Below are 18,589 nucleotides of genomic sequence, written 5' to 3'. Positions count from 1 at the left end.
GCGCTAGGAGTTCATCCAGCGCTGGATCACCTCGATGAGATGGTCGGAGTCGACCGGCTTGGTGACGTAGTCGCTCGCGCCCGCCGCGAGTGACTTCTCCTGGTCGCCCGGCATGGCCTTGGCCGTGACCGCGATGATGGGCAGGCTGACGTACTGGGGCATGGCCCGGATCGCCTCCGTGGCGGCGTAGCCGTCCATCTCCGGCATCATCACGTCCATCAGGATGAGGTCGGTCTCCGGGTGGGCGACCAGCGTGTCGATGCCCTTGCGGCCGTTGTCCGCGTGCAGCACATGCATGCCGTGGATCTCCAGCATGCTGGTGAGCGCGAACAGGTTCCTGGCGTCGTCGTCGACCACCAGCACCGTACGCCCGGCCAGCGTGTCGTCGACCTCGCGCCCGGCGGGCGCGCCCAGCTCGCCGGGCCGGGCCAGGGGGAGTACGTCGCCCGGCTGGTCGGCGGTCAGGTGCAGGGCGATGCGCTCGCGCAGCTCGTCGAGGCTGGACAGCAGCTCCAGCGGCCGGTGGCCGGCGCGGTCCTGGAGGGTCGCCTCCTGCTGCGGGTTCGTGCGCCAGTTGTTGTAGGCCAGGACCGGCACCTGCTGGAGCGCGGGATCGCCGTCCATGGCCTCCAGCAGCCCGTACGCGGCCCTGTGGGGCATGTCCATGTCGAGGACGATGCAGTGGCAGGGCTCCGCCGCGAGCGTGGCGGCGGCCTCCTCCGCGCCGGCGGCGGTGACCACCTCGATGCTCCCGTTGAGGCTGGTCAGGTCGCGGGTGTCGGCCAGGTCGGCCACCACGCTCTCCGCGACCAGGGACAGCAGCCCACGCTGCCGCTGCTCGATGACCAGGAGCCGCCGCTGCTGCGGCGCCACGGGCGTGGGCGGCGCGAGCCGCATGGGGGCGGACGGGTACGGCATGGACCTGGCGGGCGGCCGGTCCTCGAAGTCGGGGCGCGCGACCGGCAGGTAGAAGGTGAAGACGCTGCCCTGCCCCGGGATGCTCTGCGCGGTGATGGCGCCGCCGAGCAGGTAGGCGATCTCGCGGCTGATCGACAGGCCCAGCCCGGTGCCGCCGTACTTGCGGCTGGTGGTGCCGTCGGCCTGCTGGAACGCGCCGAAGATCGCTTCCAGTTGCTGCTCGGGGATGCCGATGCCGGTGTCGATGACCCGCAGGGCGACGGCCGAACCGTGCGGGCGCGCGGGAACGGGCAGCTCGGCCGGATTGGCCGGTTCGATCCGCAGCTCGACGCTACCCGTCTCGGTGAACTTGACCGCGTTGGACAGCAGGTTGCGCAGCACCTGGCGGAGCCGCGAGTCATCGGTGAGCAGCTCGGACGGCACACCCGGAGCGGTGGTGATCACGAACTCCAGGCTCTTCTGCGTGGTCATCGGCCGGAAGGTGGCCTCGACGTAGTCGAGCAACTGGCGCAGCGGCACCCGTTCGGGGTTGATGTCCATCTTGCCGGCCTCGACCTTGGACAGGTCGAGGATGTCGTTGATCAGCTGCAGCAGGTCGGAGCCGGCCGAATGGATGATGCCCGCGTACTCGACCTGCTTGGCCGTGAGGTTGCGGGTGTGGTTCTGGGCGAGCAGCTGGGCCAGGATGAGCAGGGAGTTGAGCGGGGTGCGCAGCTCGTGGCTCATGTTGGCCAGGAACTCACTCTTGTACTTGGAGGCCAGCGAGAGCTGCTGGGCACGGTCCTCCAGCTCCTGCCTGGCCTGCTCGATCTCGAGGTTCTTGGTCTCGATGTCGCGGTTCTGGGTGGCCAGCAGCGTCGCCTTCTCCTCCAGCTGCGCGTTGGAGCGCTGGAGCTCCTCCTGCTGGCTCTGCAGCTCCGCCGAGCGGGTCTGCAGCTCGACGGTGAGCCGCTGCGACTCCACGAGCAGCACGTCGGTGCGGGCGTTGGCGACGATGGTGTTGAGGTTGACGCCGATGGTCTCCATCAACTGGTCGAGGAACGCGCGGTGCACCGGGGTGAAGGCGTAGACCGAGGCCAGCTCGATGACGCCGAGCACCTGCTCCTCGGCCACGATCGGCAGCACGACCACCGAGACCGGGGCCGTCTGGCCGAGCCCGGAGGAGACGGTGATGTAGTCGCCCGGGATGTCGGTCATGGCGATGGTCTTGTGGGTGCGCGCCGCCTGGCCGACCAGCGACTCGCCGATGCGGAACCGGGTCGGCCGCTCGGGGTCGGCGGCGAATCCGTACGCGCTGATGAGCTGCAGCTCGTTCTCCTCGGCCAGGAAGAACGCGCCGTACTGGGCCGCGACCAGCGGCGCCAGCTCGTCCATCACCAGGACGGCGACCGTGGCCAGGTCGCGATGGCCCTGCATCAGCCCGGACACGCGGGCCAGGTTGGACTTGAGCCAGTCCTGTTCCTCGTTGGCCCTGGTGGTCTCGCGCAGCGACTCCACCATCGAGTTGATGTTGTCCTTCAGGTCGGCGAGCTCCCCTTCCGCGTCCACGGTGATGGAGCGGGTCAGGTCGCCCGAGGTGACCGCGCTGGTCACCGCCGCGATGGCGCGGACCTGGCGGGTGAGGTTGCCGGCCAGCTCGTTGACGTTCTCCGTCAGCCGCTTCCAGGTGCCGGAGACGCCTTCGACCTCGGCCTGGCCGCCCAGCCGGCCTTCGCTGCCGACCTCGCGGGCGACCCTGGTGACCTCCGCGGCGAAGGAGGAGAGCTGGTCGACCATCGTGTTGATGGTGGTCTTCAGCTCCAGGATCTCGCCGCGGGCGTCGACGTCGATCTTGCGGGTCAGGTCGCCCCTGGCCACCGCCGTGGTGACCTGGGCGATGCTGCGTACCTGGTTGGTCAGGTTGTCGGCCATCGAGTTGACGTTGTCGGTGAGGTTCTTCCAGGTGCCCGCCACGTTCGGCACCCGGGCCTGGCCGCCGAGCTGGCCTTCGGTGCCGACTTCGCGGGCGACTCTGGTGACCTCGTCGGCGAAGGAGGAGAGCTGGTCGACCATCGTGTTGATGGTCTCCTTGAGCTCCAGGATCTCGCCGCGGGCGGCGACGGTGATCTTCTGCGACAGGTCGCCCCTGGCCACGGCCGTGGTGACCTGGGCGATGCTGCGTACCTGGGCGGTGAGGTTGTCGGCCATGACGTTGACCGACTCCGTCAGGTCCTTCCAGGTGCCGGAGACGCCCTTGACGTCGGCCTGGCCGCCGAGCCGGCCGTCGGTGCCGACTTCGCGGGCGACTCTGGTGACCTCGTCGGCGAAGGAGGAGAGCTGGTCGACCATCGTGTTGAGGGTGTTCTTGAGCTCCAGGATCTCGCCGCGCGCCGAGACGGTGATCTTCTGTGACAGGTCGCCGCGCGCCACCGCCGTGGCCACCTGCGAGATGTTGCGGACCTGGGCGGTGAGGTTGCCCGCCATGAAGTTCACCGAGTCGGTCAGGTCCCGCCAGGTGCCCGCCACGCCCTTGACGTCGGCCTGGCCGCCCAGCTCACCCTCGGTGCCGACTTCGCGGGCGACCCGGGTGACCTCGTCGGCGAAGGAGGAGAGCTGGTCGACCATCGTGTTGACGGTGTTCTTGAGCTCCAGGATCTCGCCGCGGGCGGCGACGGTGATCTTCTGTGACAGGTCGCCCCTGGCCACGGCCGTGGTGACCTGGGCGATGCTGCGTACCTGGTCGGTGAGGTTGCCGGCCATGGCGTTGACGGACTCCGTGAGGTCCTTCCAGGTGCCGGACACGGCCGGCACCTCGGCCTGGCCGCCGAGCCGGCCCTCGGTGCCGACCTCGCGGGATACCCGGGTCACCTCGGAGGTGAACAGCGAGAGCTGGTCGACCATGCCGTTGAAGACGGAGGCGATCTCTCCGAGCAGTCCGTCGGCGTCGTTCGGCAGCCGGGTGCCGAAGTCGCCGTCACGGACCGCGGTCAGCCCGGCCAGCAGTTGCCGGAGCTCTGGTTCGCCGACTTCGCCGACATCACGGGTCCGCTTGCCCCGCTCGGACGAACGTGAGACCCCCGCTGTGTCACTCATGTTCACCCTGGCTCCGATCTTGGATGGTCAAAGCTTCACCAGGGAGGATAGTCAGGTGCCCCTGTCGATCGCGCCAACTGCCGCGTTGTGGTCAAGCCATAGTGGGGATAGGGGATAGAAGGTCAGGATTTGCGACCGACGGCGCCGTACTGCGACACCTCCTGGCCGGCGTACTGGGTGGTCGGTTCGGGGCGCCACTTCGGCAGCGACACCATGCCCGGCTCGACCAGGTCCATCCCCTTGTAGAACCCCATGAGCTGTTCGGGGGTGCGGATCGTGATGGGCGTGGCGCCGCTCTCGTTCCAGATGGCCGCAGCGCGGTCCATGTCCGGGGTGCTCACGCTGGAGGCGACGATCAGGTGGCTGCCCGAGGGGAGCGCCTCCATCAGCTCGGCGACGACCGTGTACGCCTGCTCGTCGTCGGTCACGAACTCCAGCACGCCCAGCAGCATGAGCCCGACCGGCTGGGTGAAGTCCAGCGACTCGGCCGCCTGCCGCAGGATCGTCGCGGGGTCGCGCAGGTCGGCGTCGATGTACATGGTCGAGCCCTCAGGGGTGCCGCGCAGCAGCGCGCGGGCGTGGGCGAGGACGATCGGGTCGTTGTCGACGTACACGATGCGCGCGTCGGGCGCGGCGGCCTGGGCCACCTCGTGGGTGTTGTCGGCCGACGGGATGCCGGTGCCGATGTCGAGGAACTGGCGCACGCCCGCCTCGACGACCAGGTGCCGCACCACGCGGGCCAGGAACTCCCGCTCGGCACGGGCGATGACGGCCAGCTCCGGCATGACCTTGAGGATCTGCTCGCCCGTCTCGCGGTCGGCGGCGTAGTGGTCCTTGCCGCCCAGCCAGTAGTCGTAGACGCGGGCCGGATGGGCCACCGAGGTGTCTATGCGGCTGAGCTGTTCCATCACGTCGTCGTTCGCGTCCTCGGTCATCAGGCGCCCCCGGATCGTCGTAGCAGAGGAAAGTTCTTGTCGGGTCAGAGCCTAGAGCCCGCCAGAGGTGCCGAATGTAAGAAATCGCGACTTGTGATCGTTTGTCGCGATACTTGACACCGCTCAAGGGGTGCCAGGACACTCTCCTGCACTACTTGTAAACGTTTACGGGGAGCCGGCCGATGCCCTTACCTCGATGGAGCGGCGTCGGTGCGCTCGTGTCCCTCGCCCTCGTCGTCCTGCTGGCCGTACCGGGAGAGGCCCGCGTGCACGCGGACCGGACCGGGACGATCACCGCGGCGTCCGCGCCCTCGGCGGCGCTTGGGGAGAGCATCGCCTACAACCTCTACCTGCCGTACGGGTACGCCAAGGGCGCCGATCGCTATCCGGTGCTGTACCTGCTGCACGGCCGGGGCGACACCATGCAGGCGTGGACCCGCGTCAAGGACACGCTCGACGCGATGATCAGAACCCGCCGGATCCCGCCGCTCATCGCCGTCATGCCCGACGCTCCGTGGAGCGAACGCGGAAGCTGGTACGTGGACTCCCGCTACACCGGCTCTGACCTGCCCGGCCGGCCGGTCGAGACCGCGCTGACCCGCGACCTGGTCGCCCACGTGGACGCGACGTACCGTACGGCGGCGATCCGCCAGGCCCGTATGGTCGGCGGCTACAGCATGGGCGGCTCGGGCGCGCTGCGCTTCGCGCTGGCCCACCAGGACCTGTTCGGCAGCGCCATCGTGCTCAGCCCGGCCGTCTACACGCCGCTGCCGCCGTCCGACTCCTCCGCCCGCGACTACGGCGCGTACGGCCAGGACGGCGCGAAGTTCGCCGACGTCGTGTACCAGGAGCTGAACTATCCCGCCCTGCTCCCCAAACTGGACCAGGACCTGCCCGTACGGCTGTTCGTGGCCGTCGGCGACGACGAGTACGCCAACCCCGATCCGGCCGACGCCCACCACGACCTCGACTTCGAGTCCGCCGCCCTCTACAACGCGGCCAGGCGCTCGCCCGCGATCTCGGCGCAGCTCCGCGTCCTCGACGGCGGCCACGACTGGACCGTCTGGACGCCCGCGTTCGAGCAGGCGATGGCCGAGCTGGGCCCGGCGCTGAGCGTCACGCCGCCGGCCGGGCTGCCCGCCCCGCTGTACGGCACGGCCGCCCAGGACTGGGCCGGTGGCGTCGCGGCCCACGCCGACGGCTCGCTGACCACCGGGTTCGCGGCGAGCGGACCCGTCGGCGGTCAGCCGTACGCGGGACGCCTGGACGCGGTGCTGGTCCACGGCGGGGCGGACGGCTGGACCAGACAGCTTGGCACCGCCGCCGACGAGCGGCTGTACGGCGTCGCGGCGCTGCCCGACGGAGGCGTGCTCGCCGCCGGTTATACCAAGGGCGACCTGGACGGCCACCACGCGGGGAACGCCACGGACGACGCGTTCGTGGTCCGGCTGGACGCGAAGGGCGAGGTGCGCTGGCTCACCCAGTTCGGCGCGCCCGGCGTGGCCGACCGCCTCTACGGCCTGTCCGCCGCCCCCGACGGCGGCGCCTACGTGGCCGGATACACCAAGGGCGCGCTCGACGGGGCCAACAGCGGGGACAAGGACGCGCTGGTCGCCCGCCTGTCCGCTGACGGTGCGGTCTCCTGGGTCCGCCAGTACGGCGGGGTGGGGGAGGACAAGGCGTACGGCGTGGCCTCTTCCGGGACGAACCTCTACGTGACCGGCAGCGCCACCGCGGCCCTGCCGGGGACGACCGCGCTCGGCGGGCTCGACGGCTGGCTCGCCGGCTACGACCTGAAGGGCACCCGGCAGTGGGCCACCTCGGTGGGCGGCGCCGGTGACGACCGGCTGAACGCGGTGGCCGTCACCACGGCGGGCCTCGCGGTCGCCACCGGCGGCGTCGGCGGCGACCTGGTCGCGGCGGCGTACACGGGCGCGGGCAAGCAGCGCTGGCAGACCACCGTCGCCACCTCGGCCGCCGACGAGGGCGCCGCGGTGGTGCCACTGCCCGGTGGCGCGGTCTCACTGGCCGGCTACACCCGTGGCCGGGTGGGCGTGGTGGCGGGCGCGGCCGACATCCTGACGGTCCGGCTCGACGGCAAGGGCAAGCAGCAGTCCGCCGCCCAACTCGGCACCGCCCGCGACGACGGCGTCGACCCCTTCGCCGAAGCCAACCTGTACGCCACCGCCACCCCGTCGGGCCAGGTGGCCATCTCAGGCCTGACCTACGGCACCCCGACCGGCGGCGCGCCCCTGGGCAACGGCGACGTCTTCACCACCACGATCGACCCGTCCACGGGCCTGCCCACCACGAAGGACTGACCCCCATGCGGGCCTCTTCAAACCCGGCTTGAAGCGGCCCGCCCTCAAAGCGGCCCGCCCTCAAAGCGGCCCGCCCCCAAAGCGGCGCGCGCTTGGAGAGGCGCGCGCCGACGAAGGTCAGCCCGGTTTGAGGAGGCCCGCGTCGACGATGGCGCGGCCGAAGGGGCGGGCGAGTTCGGCCAGGCGTTCGCAGCCATCCCCGCCCAGGGCCGAGTACGCGGGCAGCGCCAGTGTGTCGGTGCGGTCCTCGATGTGCTGGCGCAGGGCCTTGCCCTCGGCGCTGAGCAGGTCGCCGTCGAGGAGGCCGCGTTCGCGCAGGCGTTCCTCGGCGGCCGCCCACTCCGGCTCCGGCCAGGCCCGGCTCAGCTTGAGGAAGGGCGTCGGGACCTCCCCGGTGCCGGCGTGCAGCACGAGCGCGTCCAGCGGGCCGACGCCCTCGGTGACCAGCGTGCTGATGTGCCCGTCGCCGCGGAACTCGCGCAGCAACGTCTGCGCGTGCCACAACTGCAGCAGCGGATCGTCCGGCCAGGCCAGCGCGGCGTGGGCGGCGAACAGCGGGCGCCCCTGCGGGTGCTCGCAAGCCGCCTCCGCGGCGCGCCGGGCCAGCATGAGAACCGTGTCCAGCGAGGGCAGCTCATGGATGCCCGCCCGGCGCAGAGCTTCATCGGCCGCCTCGTACCGCGCGGCCAGGAGCTGCTCGGGCGTCGCCTGGTCCCATGCGGCGGGCAGCGCCTGCCGTACGAGAGCGGGGTGGAAGTTGTAGAAGGTCGCGATGACCAGCTCGGCGGAGGCGCGGCCGAGCGCCGCCGAGCGCGAGGCGAAGTAACCGGCCCGGCTGTTCAGCCCCAGCGCGGCGTACCGCTTCCGGCCCTCGGGGACGAAGTAGATCATGCCGTGCACCGGCTCCAGGCGCCGCCAGGCCTGCCGTGCCGCCTTCATGACAGCGACTCCACGAACCTGGACATCCCGGCCAGCCACCGGTCGGGATCGTCGGCTTTCCGGCGGGCGAAGTCGGCCACCTCGGGGTGCGGGAAGATGTGGAACCGCTCCGCCGCCAGCCCCTCGACCACCGTGCCGGCCACGTCGGCCGGGTCGAGTATCGCCCCGGACGCGCCGACCGCGCGGGCCGTCAGGTGGTCCTCCGCGACACCGCGCTCCAGCATGGCCGTCCGTACGCCCTGCGGGCACAGCACGCTGACCTTGACGCCCTTGGGCGCGTAGTGGATCGAGACCCACTCGGCGAAGGCGATGGCCGCCGCCTTGGTCACGGCGTAGGGGGCGTCGCCGGGGCAGCTGATCAGCCCGGCCGCCGAGCAGGTGTTGAGCAGGTAGCCGCTGCCCCGCGAGACCATGAGGGGCACGACCGCCCGCGCGGCGTACACGTGCGCCTGCACGTTGACCGCCCACAGGCTGCTCCAGTCCTGGGCGGTGGCGTCCAGCCCGCGCCCGGCGATGACGCCCGCGTTGGAACAGAACAAATCCACAGGCCCGAACGGCGTCTCGGCCAGCTCGGCCACTTCGGCCTCCACCGACACGTCGGTCCGCACGGCCACGGCCCGGTCGCCGATCTCCTTCGCCACCTCGGCCGCGCCCGCCTCGTCGAGGTCGGCGACGACCACTCCGGACGCCCCCTCCGCGGCGAACCTGAGCGCCATGGCGCGGCCGATCCCACTCGCCGCGCCCGTGACGACGACGACTTTGTCCCGCACCCGCATGAAGCCACCTTCCTAGCCGACCAGCCGGTATCTAGAACGTAGTTCTACTAGCGGTGGCGCGTCAACGTGCCGATGGCGCGTTTGAGGATCTTGCCCGTGGGGCTCATGGGCAACTCGTCGGCGAACGAGACGTGCCGGGGGTACTTGTAGGCGGCCACCCGCTCCTTGACGAAGGCCTGCAACTCCTCGGCCTCGACCGGCGCGCGCAACGTCACCACGGCCGCGATCTCCTCCCCGAGCTCCGGGTGCGGAACCCCGATGACCGCGGCCTGCCGGACGGCGGGATGCTCGTACAGGACCTCCTCCACCTCGCGCGGGTACACCGTGTACCCACCGCGGATGATCACGTCGCGGCGGCGGTCGACCAGGAAGAAGAACCCGTCGTCGTCGACCCGGCCGAGGTCGCCGGTGTGGAACCAGCCGTCGCGGATCGCCTCCGCCGTGGCGGCCGGGTTGTTCCAGTAGCCCTTCATCACGTTGGGGCCCCGGATGACGATCTCGCCGATGTGGCCGGTCGGCACGTCGCCGTCGTCCTCGTCGACCACCTTCATCTCGACGTCCTTGATCGGCCGGCCGATCGACCCGGGCCGGGTGCCGTGGCGGCCGCGGTTGGACGAGGCGACGGGCGAGGTCTCGCTGAGCCCGTACCCCTCCACGATCGAGCAGCCGAACCGCGTCTGGAAGGCCCGCAGCACGTCGAGCGGGAGCGCCGCCCCGCCGGAGACCAGGATGCGCAGCAGCGACATGTCGGAGGCGCCCGGATGGTCGAGCAGCGCGATGTACATGGTCGGCACGCCCTGGAAGACCGTGACGCCGTCCCGCCGGATGACCTCCAGCGCCCGGCCCGCCTCGAACCGCCGCAGCAGCGTGAGCCGCGCGCCGGCCTGGACGGTGGCGTTGAGCGAGCAGGTCTGCCCGAACGCGTGGTAGAGCGGCAGCGCCCCGAGCACGACGTCGTCCACCCCGAGCGCGTGCATGCGGGCGACGGCCGCGGCGTTGCCGCCGAGGTTGCCGTGGGTCAGCTCGATGCCCTTGGCCCGGCCGGTCGTGCCGGAGGTGTAGTGGATGACCGCCGTCTCGCCGTCCGCGCGCGGGGTGACGTCGAGGTCGGCCGCCAGGCCACGCAGCAGCCGCTGGAACTCGCCGGGGACGACGAAGAAGCAGTCGGTCAGGGTGCCCGCGGTGCCCGCCTCGGCGGTCTCGGCGAAGGCGTGCCAGGCGATCAGCAGGCAGGGTCCGCAGTCGCCGACGTACGCGGCGATCTCCCGCCTGCGCAGCAGCGGATCGAGCGGGACGACCACCGCCCCGATCCGCAGCACCCCGTAGTAGACGACGGCGAACTCGGGGACGTTCGGCAGCATGACCGCGACCCGGTCGCCCGCGCCGATCCCGCGCCGCCGCAGCAGCGTGGCGACGCGGGCGCTCATCAGATCGAGCGCGCCATAGGTGAGCGCCTCGTCGTCGAGCGTGACAACCGTCCTCCCGCCGAGCCGATCGGCGGCGGTGTGGAGCCGGTCAGCGAGGTTCATGAAATCGACGGTACGTCGGCGCTCCCACGTCGCTCATCGGTTGCGGTGGCCAGTCTTTACCGCTCGGGATTGGTGGTGGGCGGCAGGGAGTCGTGCAGGGCGATCGCCACGAGCAGATCGAGCAGGTCGCTGATCCGGCGCAGGCTGCGCCCGGTGCGCTCCTGGATGCGGCGCAGGCGGTATTGGGCGGTGTTGGGGTGGATCTGCAGCCGCTCGGCGGAGGCGCGCAGGTTCAGGTCGGCGGCGGCGAAGGCGCGGATCGTGGCGGTGAGCACGCCGCCGCGCGCCCGGTCCTCCGACAGGAGCGCGGTGATCCGCGGATCCACCAGGTGGCGGGCGGTGTCGTCGGCTCTCATCGCCAGGTACTGGAACGGGGAGAGCCGCGGGAGCGCCGCCACCCCGCCGTCCTCCGGCAGGAACTCCAGCACGGCACGGGCCTCGTCGTAGGCCCGCGGGATGCCCGCCGTCCCGGCGGCGACCGTGCTGATGCCCATGGCCAGCACGATCCCCTCGTGCATGAGGTTCTCGCGCACGGCCTGCAGCCGGTCGCACAGCTCCCCGGGATCGCCGCCGGGGCCGAGCGCGGGGATGGCGACGATCTCCGACTGCCGCACGACCGACAGCGTCCGCGTGCCGTTCGCCCCGGCCCTGGAGATGGCCGCGCAGGTCACGTGCCGCGCGTCGACGCCGCGATCGGGGCCCCTGGTGACCGGGTTCCCGCCGGTCACGGCGCCGAGCGCGCGCGGCCCGAGCAGGACCGCGACCACCACGAGCAGCGGCGCGCGGGTGTCGGGCCCCAGCCCGTACGCCTGGGCCGCGGCGAGCTGCCTGCTCCGCGTGGGGGCGCCGCCGGCCAGCAGCGTCTCCAGCAGGTCTCTGCTCTCGCGTACGGCGTCCGCCGCGGCGTAGTGCTGGAACTCCATGTACGCGTTGGCCGCGTGCGTGCTGGCGAAGTCGCAGAAGCGCATGATCGGGGCCGCCAGCGAGAGCGCGGCCTCGTGGCCGGCGGCCGAGTGGCCGGCCCGCTCCAGCACCGACCCCCAGAAGACCTGCTGGCCGACGCGGAAGGCGTTGATGTAGTCGGTCAGGGCGAGCCCGGCCCTGGCCCGCCGCATGGCGGCCCGGCGCGCGAAGGCGATGTCGTCGAGCGTGACCGTGCGGTCTTCGAGCATCACGGCCAGCGTGCTGCGGTAGTGGCGGACCACTTGGTCGCGTACGTCGGCGAGGAAGTTCTCGTCCTGGGCCGCGTAGGCGGGGATCTCGGCCCGCATCGTCTGAACGGCTGTGTCGGCCAGTTCGGCTAGGTGATCGAGAAGCTCGGAGAGGATACGCGTGCGCTGGACGCGGACCGCCTCCGAACCGGTGAGCGTTTCCGTGCTGAAACCACCGGACATGTCGGGATGATCCATGCACTTCGCCGGGCGGTCAACGGGTCGTAACCGGTCCGAGACACACCCTGTGCCCGGCGGACAACAGCCAGGACACATCTTGGGTGACCGTGCCCAATGTGGTTTCGGAGAGGTGGCTCCTACGCTTTCAGAACATTGCTCTCCGCTCGCCGTCAGCAGGAGGCCGGATGCTGGAGGTCAGCGAGCTCACGGTCCGCTTCGGAGGCATCACGGCGCTCGACGAGGTGGGCTTCTCCGTACGGCGCGGCGAGATGGTGGGGCTCATCGGGCCGAACGGCGCGGGCAAGACCACGCTGTTCAACTGCCTGACCCGCCGCCACGACGCCGACGCCGGCCGGGTCGCGTACGAGGGGCGGGACCTGCTCGCCGTACCACCGCACGCGATCGCGGCCCTGGGCATCGCGCGGACCTTCCAGAACCTCGGCCTGTTCCCGCGCCTGTCGGTCCGCGACAACACGCTGGTCGGCGCGCACCACCGCGGCCGGGCCGGCTTCGTCACCGCGGGACTGCGCCTGCCCGGCGTGCGCCGCGAGGAGGCCAGGCTGCGTGCCGAGGCCGACGCGGTGCTCGACCGGCTGACGCTGACCGAGGTCGCCGACCACCCGGCCGCCGGGCTGCCGTTCGGCACGCTCAAGCGGGTGGAGCTGGCCAGGGCGCTGGTCGGCCGCCCGGAACTGCTGCTGCTCGACGAGCCGGTGAACGGGCTCAGCTCGGCGGAGGTGGCGGAGTTCTCCGGCGTCCTGCGCGCGATCCGCGACGAGTACGACCTGACGATGGTCGTGGTCGAGCACCACATGGGCTTCGTCATGGGGATCTGCGACCGGATCGTCTGCCTGGACTTCGGCCGCAAGATCGCCGAGGGTGCCCCGGCCGAGGTCCAGCGCGATCCCGGGGTCATCGAGGCGTACCTGGGGACGGCACATGAGTGAGTTGTCGGTCACGGAACTGGTAGCCGGATATGGGGACGCCCGGGTGCTGCACGGGCTGAGCTTCACCGTCGCCCCGGGGGAGATCTGCGCGATACTCGGGCCGAACGGTGCCGGCAAGACGACCCTGCTGCGAGCGCTGTCCGGCATGGTGCGCGGGCGCGGCAGCGTCCGGCTCGGCGGGACCGAGCTGGCCGGCCGCTCGCCGGACGCGATCGCCCGGCGCGGCGTCGCCCACGTGCCCGAGGGTCGCGGCACGTTCATGCCGCTCACCGTCGAGGAGAACCTCCGCCTGGGCGCGTACGTACGGCGGCGCGGCACCGGCGTGGACGCCGACCTCGACCGCATCTACACCTATTTCCCGGCGCTGAAGTCCAGGCTGCGGCAGGCGGCGGGCAGCCTCAGCGGCGGGGAGCAGCAGATGCTGGCCATCGGCCGGGCGCTCATGCTGCGGCCCCGGCTGCTCCTGCTGGACGAGCCGTCCCTGGGCCTGGCCCCGTTGATCACCCGGGAGCTGTTCCGCATCGTGCGGGCGATAAACGAACAGGAGCGGACCACCGTGGTCGTCGTCGAGCAGAACGCCCATCTCGCCCTCGGCATCGCCCAACAGGCGCATGTCCTGGAGACCGGCCGGATCGTGCTGTCGGGCACGGCCGAGCGGATCAGGGCGGACGAGCAGGTCGCCCAGTCCTACCTCGGGTACCGGGTCTAGCCATGGCCGGCTTCCTGCAGCAGGTCGTCGAGGGGCTCGGCGCGGGCGCCATCTACGCCAGCCTGGCTCTGGCCCTGGTGCTGATCTACCAGTTCACTGGCATCGTCAACTTCGCCCAGGGCGAGCTGGCGATGTTCTCCACCTACCTCGCCTGGCAGTTCACCGCCGCGGGCCTGCCGTTCTGGCTGGCGCTGGTCATCACGCTGGTGGTGTCGTTCGCGGGCGGCATGCTCATCGAGCGGGTGATCATCCGGCCGGTCGAGGGCGCTCCCGAGCTGACCGTGGTGATCGTCACCGTCGGGCTGTTCATCTTCGTGAACGCCGCCGCCGGGTGGATCTGGTCGTTCCTCATCAAGGACTTCCCCAACCCGTTCCCCGAGGGCGCGGTCACGGCCGGGGGCGTCAGCGTGGGGTACTCGACGCTGGGCATCCTCGGGGTGGTCGGCGTGGTCATGGGCCTGCTGTACGTGCTCTTCCAGCACACCAAGATCGGGCTGGGCATGCGCGCGGTGGCGTCGAACCCGGGCTCCGCCCGGCTCGTCGGCATCCGGGTGGGCTGGACGCTCGCGCTCGGCTGGGGGCTGGCCGCCACGGTGGGCGCGGTATCCGGCGTCCTGGTGGCGCCGCTGCTCTTCCTGGACCCCAACCTGATGGGCGGGGTGCTCATCTACGCGTTCGCGGCGGCGACGCTCGGCGGGTTCGACAGCCCGGTGGGCGCGGTCGTGGGCGGACTGATCGTCGGCGTGGCCGAGACGCTCGCCGGGGCGTACGTCGGCTTCATCGGATCGGACCTCAAGATCGGGGTGCCGCTGGTCATCATCCTCGGCGTCCTGCTGCTGCGGCCTCAGGGGCTGTTCGGGCGAGCGGTGGTGGAGCGGGTATGAGCGAGGCGACAGAGGCTCGGGTCTCCGGCGGGCGGTGGCGGATTCCCGCGAACTGGCGCTGGATCGTCGTGGTGGTGCTGCTCGCGCTGGCCTGCTACGCGCCCTTCCAACTGGTGCCGTTCCGGGTCTTCCAGTTCACCATGGTGCTGATCTACGCGGTGGCGCTGCTCGGCCTGAACCTGCTCGTCGGGCACGCGGGCCAGATCTCCCTCGGGCACGGCGCCTTCTTCGCCGTGGGCGCCTACAGCGCGGCCATCATGCTGCACAGCTGGGATGCGCCCTACCCGGCCACGCTGCCGGTCGCCGCCGCGGTGGCGTTCACGCTGGGGCTGGGGTTCGGCGTGCCCGCCGTCCGGCTGCGCGGCCTCTACCTGGCCCTCGTGACGATGGCCATCGCGATCTTCCTGGGGCCGCTGCTCAAACGGTTCGAGTCGGTCACCGGCGGCTCCATGGGGCTGACACTCGCCAAGCCGGAGCCGCCCGCCTGGACGGGGCTGGCCGAGGACCAGTGGCTGTACTTCCTCACGCTGGCCGTGGCCGTCGCGGCGTTCCTGGTGACCCGCGGCCTGCTGCACTCGCGGGTCGGCCGGGCGTTGCACGCCATCCGGGACAACCAGGCGGCGGCCGAGGTCATGGGCGTGCGGCTGTCGTACTACAAGACGCTCTCCTTCGCCTGGAGCGCGATGCTCGCCGGGATCGCGGGCTGTGTCTACACGTGGGTGATCGGATACGTCTCGCCGGACTCGTTCGGCGTCACGCTCTCGATCACGCTGCTGGCGGGCCTCGTCGTGGGCGGCCTCGGCTCGTTCTGGGGGCCGCTGCTGGGCGGGCTGTTCGTGATGTTCGTGCCGAGCATCTCCCAGAGCGTCAACGACGCCGCGCCCGGCGTCGTGTTCGGCCTGCTCATCATCGCGGTCATGTACGTCGCCCCGACCGGCCTGGCCGGGCTGGCGGGCCGCGCGGCGTACTCGATCAAGAAGACCCTCCGGAAGGAGTAACAGGCATGCGCGTATCTGTTATCGGCTGTACGGCGATGCTCCTGGTCGCCGTGGCGGCCTGCGGGGGGCGGGGCGGGAACGAGGCGGCCCCGACGGCGTCAGGACCGTGCCAGGGCCAGCAGGCGACCGGCATCACCGACAAGAGCCTCAAGCTCGGCGGCATCTACCCGCTGTCGGGACCCGCCTCCGCCTACGGCGACATCCCCAAGGGCATCAAGGCGTACTTCGACTACGTCAACGCCGAGAAGAACGGCATCGGCGGGCGCAAGGTCGAGTTCGTGGTCCGCGACGACGGCTACCAGCCGCCCAAGGCGGTCGAGGAGGCCCGCCGGCTCGTCGAGCAGGAGCAGGTGTTCGCGCTGTTCCAGACGCTGGGCACCCCCTCGACGACGGCGACCTGGGACTACACCAACCAGCACAAGGTGCCGCAGATCTTCGTCGCGACCGGCGCCTCGAAGTGGGGCACCGACACGCAGCACCCGTGGACCATCGGCTGGCAGCCCAACTACATCTCCGAGGCCCGCATCTACGCCAAATACCTCAAGACGGAGAAGCCCAATGCCAAGGTCGCGGTGCTCTACCAGAACGACGACTTCGGCAAGGACCTGCTCGGCGGGTTCAAGCGGGCCATCGAGGGCAGCGGGATCACCGTTGTCGGCGAGCAGAGCTACGAGGTCACCGACCCGAGTGTGGACCCCCAGATGCGCAACCTGGCCGGGTCCAAGGCGGACGTGTTCCTCAACGTGTCGACGCCCAAGTTCGCCTCCCAGGCGCTGGCCGCCGACGCCAAGAACACCGTCTGGAACCCCCTGCACATCCTCAACAACGTCTCCGCCTCGATCACCGTGCTCAAGCCCGTCGGGTTGGAGAACGTGCAGGGCGTCGTGTCCGCCTCCTACTACAAGGACCCCAGGGACCCGACGTGGAACGACGACGCGGAGATGAAGCTCTACAAGGCGAAGATGCAGCAGTACGCGCCGGGCGCCGACCCGAACGTGCCGTTCTTCACCTACGGCTGGGCGGTGGCCGACGCCTTCAACAAGACGATGTCAGCCGCGAAGTGCCCGACGCGCGAAGGACTGCGCGACGCCATGCGCAGCTTGAGCGACGTGCAGGTCGGCATGCTGCTGCCCGGGGTGACGATGAACACCGCCGCCGGTGACGGCTTCCCGATCGAGTCGATGCAGCTCATGAAGTTCAAGGGCGAGCGGTGGGAGCTGTTCGGGGACGTGATCGACACCCGCAAGGAGTTCGGGCCGCTGACGGGCTGAACAAGCATGGGCCTTCGCTTTTGGGGCGCTGTCGCGCAATGGGCTTCGGGCTGCGTCCAGTGGGGGGCAGCGCCCCCCACACCCCCACCTTCACAAGCGTGGTCCTCGCTAATCGCTCGGGCGCCTCCCAAACGCAAGCGGCCCCTTAACCGGAGCGAGCCCACCCAGCTCCAACAGGCAACCGCTCAGCATCAGTGGGCATTGCGCGAGTTGATGCCCCTTTCGTCCCTTGTCTTGGGAAGGCGGGCTGGTCAGGGCGTTATCAGCTGGGCTGGGGGCGTGGCTGGGCGAACAGTCCTGGCTCGGTTTCGACGAGAATGCCCCGGTTGACCAGACGTTTGAGCTTGGCGCGGATGTTCTCGGTGTTCTTCTTCGCGATGGGCAGGTCCAGCGCTGCGACCCCAATATAACAATACCGCCGGAAAAACTCAGCTTCCTACACCGTCTCGACGGCAAGCTAGCCGACGAGAGGCGTCGCACCCTGACTTATCCGAAATGCATTCAAATCTTCGGCGCAGGCTATTCGAAGGGCAACGCCAAACAATGCGACGAATACTCCTTCGCAAGTACCTGGGAACGATGGGAATTCAAGCCCCTCGTGCCGGACATTCCGTTCTCCCTCTGCGTTATCCCGACGCCGGATAACCGAATAGCTGGGGACAGGGAAAATCGCTTCTACAGCGGTCGGAGAATCCTCCATGGAGACCGGTTCTCCATCGCCTTCTCCACAAAGATCTCAATACCTTCGTCATTCAAGTTGTGCGGGAAGATTCCAAAACCATAGACAAAAGCTGATGTTTTCCTGAGATGGGGCCGGCAGGGCTTTCTCCTGCCGGCCCCATCTCAGCACAAGACGCTTGGGCCAAAGGGCCAACAGTGTTCCGTGTCCCACGTACAGACTCCTAGGTTCTCGGCAACCTAATGCTGCTGTCGGACGGCCGATTAAGATGACCTCTTGTGTCCGAAGAGATGCGCTTCTTCTACGAAGGCGAACCTGAGCCGCAGACTCCCGAAGAGTTGGAAGCGTTCATGAACGACCCCGAACGTTCCCGCGGCTACCCAGGAATGCTCCCGGCGGAGGACATCACGGCGGAACAACTGCTGGAACAGACCTCGGCGGTCAACACCCAGTCCGTGGTGGACACCACCGACCTGCCCGAGACCACTCCAGAGCCGGGCGATCCACCCGCCGAAGACGCCGACCCACCGACCGTGGTCGCCGCAGGGCCGAACAAGGACGCGACGGGCGTGCCAACCAACACCGAGATCTGGGTTGTGTTCAGCGAGCAGGTCACCCAGGCTCAGATGGCGCTGAAGGGGTCCGGCGGGGAGCCGATCGCCGGAGTGTCCAGGCAAGAGAATGAGGACATCGCGCAATTCCTGCCGGAAAAGCCGCTGACCGCCAACACCCGCTACACCGTGGAGGTCTCCGGCGCCAAAGACGCGGCCGGCAACGTGATGCCCGCCCCGCACAGCTGGTCGTTCACCACAGGCGCCCCGGACACCGACCCGCCCACGGTGGATGGCACCGACCCCGCCGCGGACGAAACCAACGTGCCGGTGGACACTGCCGTCACGGTCGGGTTCAGCGAAGCGGTATCCGGCGTTCAGATCTCCGTCAAGGACCCGTCGAACGCGACCGTGCAGGGAACGACCGCGGGCGACACCACCACATGGACGTTCACCCCCACCTCGCCACTCGCCACCTCGAAGGCCTACCGAATCGAGGTGAGTGGCGCTAAGGACGGCTCGGGCAACGTCATGACGCCCTACACCTGGACGTTTACTACCGGCGAAACCGACTCTGTCCGGCAACGCGCGTAAACCGCCGACAGACGGGCTTGCCAAGTCAGATCTCGCAACACCCGGTCGCTGACGCTCGCATGTGGGAATCGGCCC

General features: G+C 70.1%; 14 protein-coding genes. 8 read left to right on the top strand and 6 right to left on the bottom strand.

What is annotated here, in order from left to right; genetic code table 11:
* Positions 1–3 precede the first annotated feature (3 nt).
* Both ACGFNP_RS20415 and ACGFNP_RS20410 read right to left on the bottom strand, forming a co-directional pair.
* Positions 4–3,990: a HAMP domain-containing protein gene (locus ACGFNP_RS20415; RefSeq protein ID WP_358316292.1), complete on the bottom strand. Its 3,987-nt coding sequence runs from the start codon at positions 3,988–3,990 to the stop codon at positions 4–6.
* Positions 3,991–4,112: 122 nt separating this feature from the next.
* Complete coding sequence (locus tag ACGFNP_RS20410) at positions 4,113–4,925, bottom strand: SAM-dependent methyltransferase (protein ID WP_358316295.1); 813 nt, start codon at positions 4,923–4,925, stop codon at positions 4,113–4,115.
* Between the two features lie 182 nt (positions 4,926–5,107).
* On the opposite strand from ACGFNP_RS20410, the gene ACGFNP_RS20405 reads away from it, so the two are divergent.
* Positions 5,108–7,246: an alpha/beta hydrolase-fold protein gene (locus ACGFNP_RS20405; protein WP_393320609.1), complete on the top strand. Its 2,139-nt coding sequence runs from the start codon at positions 5,108–5,110 to the stop codon at positions 7,244–7,246.
* Positions 7,247–7,363: 117 nt separating this feature from the next.
* Here ACGFNP_RS20405 and ACGFNP_RS20400 read toward each other — a convergent pair whose 3' ends face one another.
* From ACGFNP_RS20400 to ACGFNP_RS20385, 4 genes are read right to left on the bottom strand one after another with little or no spacing between them, the layout of a single operon-like run.
* Positions 7,364–8,185: a hypothetical protein gene (locus tag ACGFNP_RS20400; protein ID WP_393320606.1), complete on the bottom strand. Its 822-nt coding sequence runs from the start codon at positions 8,183–8,185 to the stop codon at positions 7,364–7,366.
* Positions 8,182–8,961 (bottom strand): SDR family oxidoreductase, encoded by a 780-nt coding sequence (locus ACGFNP_RS20395; RefSeq protein ID WP_358316303.1) that lies wholly within the window; start codon positions 8,959–8,961, stop codon positions 8,182–8,184. The genes ACGFNP_RS20400 and ACGFNP_RS20395 overlap by 4 nt, the downstream gene beginning before the upstream one ends.
* A 47-nt stretch (positions 8,962–9,008) precedes the next feature.
* Positions 9,009–10,490, bottom strand: coding sequence for a long-chain fatty acid--CoA ligase (locus ACGFNP_RS20390; protein WP_358316306.1), 1,482 nt, complete (start codon positions 10,488–10,490; stop codon positions 9,009–9,011).
* Positions 10,491–10,546: 56 nt separating this feature from the next.
* A complete protein-coding gene (locus ACGFNP_RS20385; protein WP_358316309.1) occupies positions 10,547–11,884 on the bottom strand; it encodes a helix-turn-helix domain-containing protein in 1,338 nt (445 codons plus the stop codon).
* A 182-nt stretch (positions 11,885–12,066) separates the two neighbouring features.
* Between ACGFNP_RS20385 and ACGFNP_RS20380 the strand changes: the two genes are divergently transcribed.
* From ACGFNP_RS20380 to ACGFNP_RS20350, 7 genes are all read left to right on the top strand, one after another.
* On the top strand, positions 12,067–12,828 hold the full coding sequence (locus tag ACGFNP_RS20380; protein ID WP_393320601.1) for an ABC transporter ATP-binding protein: 762 nt from the start codon (positions 12,067–12,069) through the stop codon (positions 12,826–12,828).
* The gene (locus tag ACGFNP_RS20375) at positions 12,821–13,537 is read left to right on the top strand and encodes an ABC transporter ATP-binding protein (protein ID WP_393320598.1); all 717 of its coding nucleotides are present in this window, start codon (positions 12,821–12,823) and stop codon (positions 13,535–13,537) included. Before ACGFNP_RS20380 ends, ACGFNP_RS20375 begins: the two co-directional genes overlap by 8 nt.
* 2 nt (positions 13,538–13,539) lie before the next feature.
* Positions 13,540–14,421 carry a branched-chain amino acid ABC transporter permease gene (locus tag ACGFNP_RS20370; RefSeq protein WP_393320595.1) on the top strand — a complete coding sequence of 294 codons (882 nt, stop codon included), beginning with the start codon at positions 13,540–13,542 and terminating at the stop codon, positions 14,419–14,421.
* Positions 14,418–15,419, top strand: a complete 1,002-nt coding sequence (locus ACGFNP_RS20365; RefSeq protein ID WP_358316321.1) for a branched-chain amino acid ABC transporter permease — start codon at positions 14,418–14,420, stop codon at positions 15,417–15,419. The genes ACGFNP_RS20370 and ACGFNP_RS20365 overlap by 4 nt, the downstream gene beginning before the upstream one ends.
* Positions 15,420–15,424: 5 nt before the next feature.
* Positions 15,425–16,690 (top strand): ABC transporter substrate-binding protein, encoded by a 1,266-nt coding sequence (locus ACGFNP_RS20360; RefSeq protein WP_358316323.1) that lies wholly within the window; start codon positions 15,425–15,427, stop codon positions 16,688–16,690.
* Positions 16,691–16,919: 229 nt separating this feature from the next.
* Positions 16,920–17,474: a hypothetical protein gene (locus ACGFNP_RS20355; protein ID WP_393320591.1), complete on the top strand. Its 555-nt coding sequence runs from the start codon at positions 16,920–16,922 to the stop codon at positions 17,472–17,474.
* Between the two features lie 173 nt (positions 17,475–17,647).
* Positions 17,648–18,514 carry an Ig-like domain-containing protein gene (locus ACGFNP_RS20350; RefSeq protein WP_393320588.1) on the top strand — a complete coding sequence of 289 codons (867 nt, stop codon included), beginning with the start codon at positions 17,648–17,650 and terminating at the stop codon, positions 18,512–18,514.
* Positions 18,515–18,589 lie beyond the last annotated feature (75 nt).

This window comes from Nonomuraea sp. NPDC049269 (genome assembly GCF_043197155.1).
Classification (GTDB): Bacteria; Actinomycetota; Actinomycetes; order Streptosporangiales; family Streptosporangiaceae; genus Nonomuraea.
This window is presented reverse-complemented; position numbering and strand designations above follow the sequence as displayed.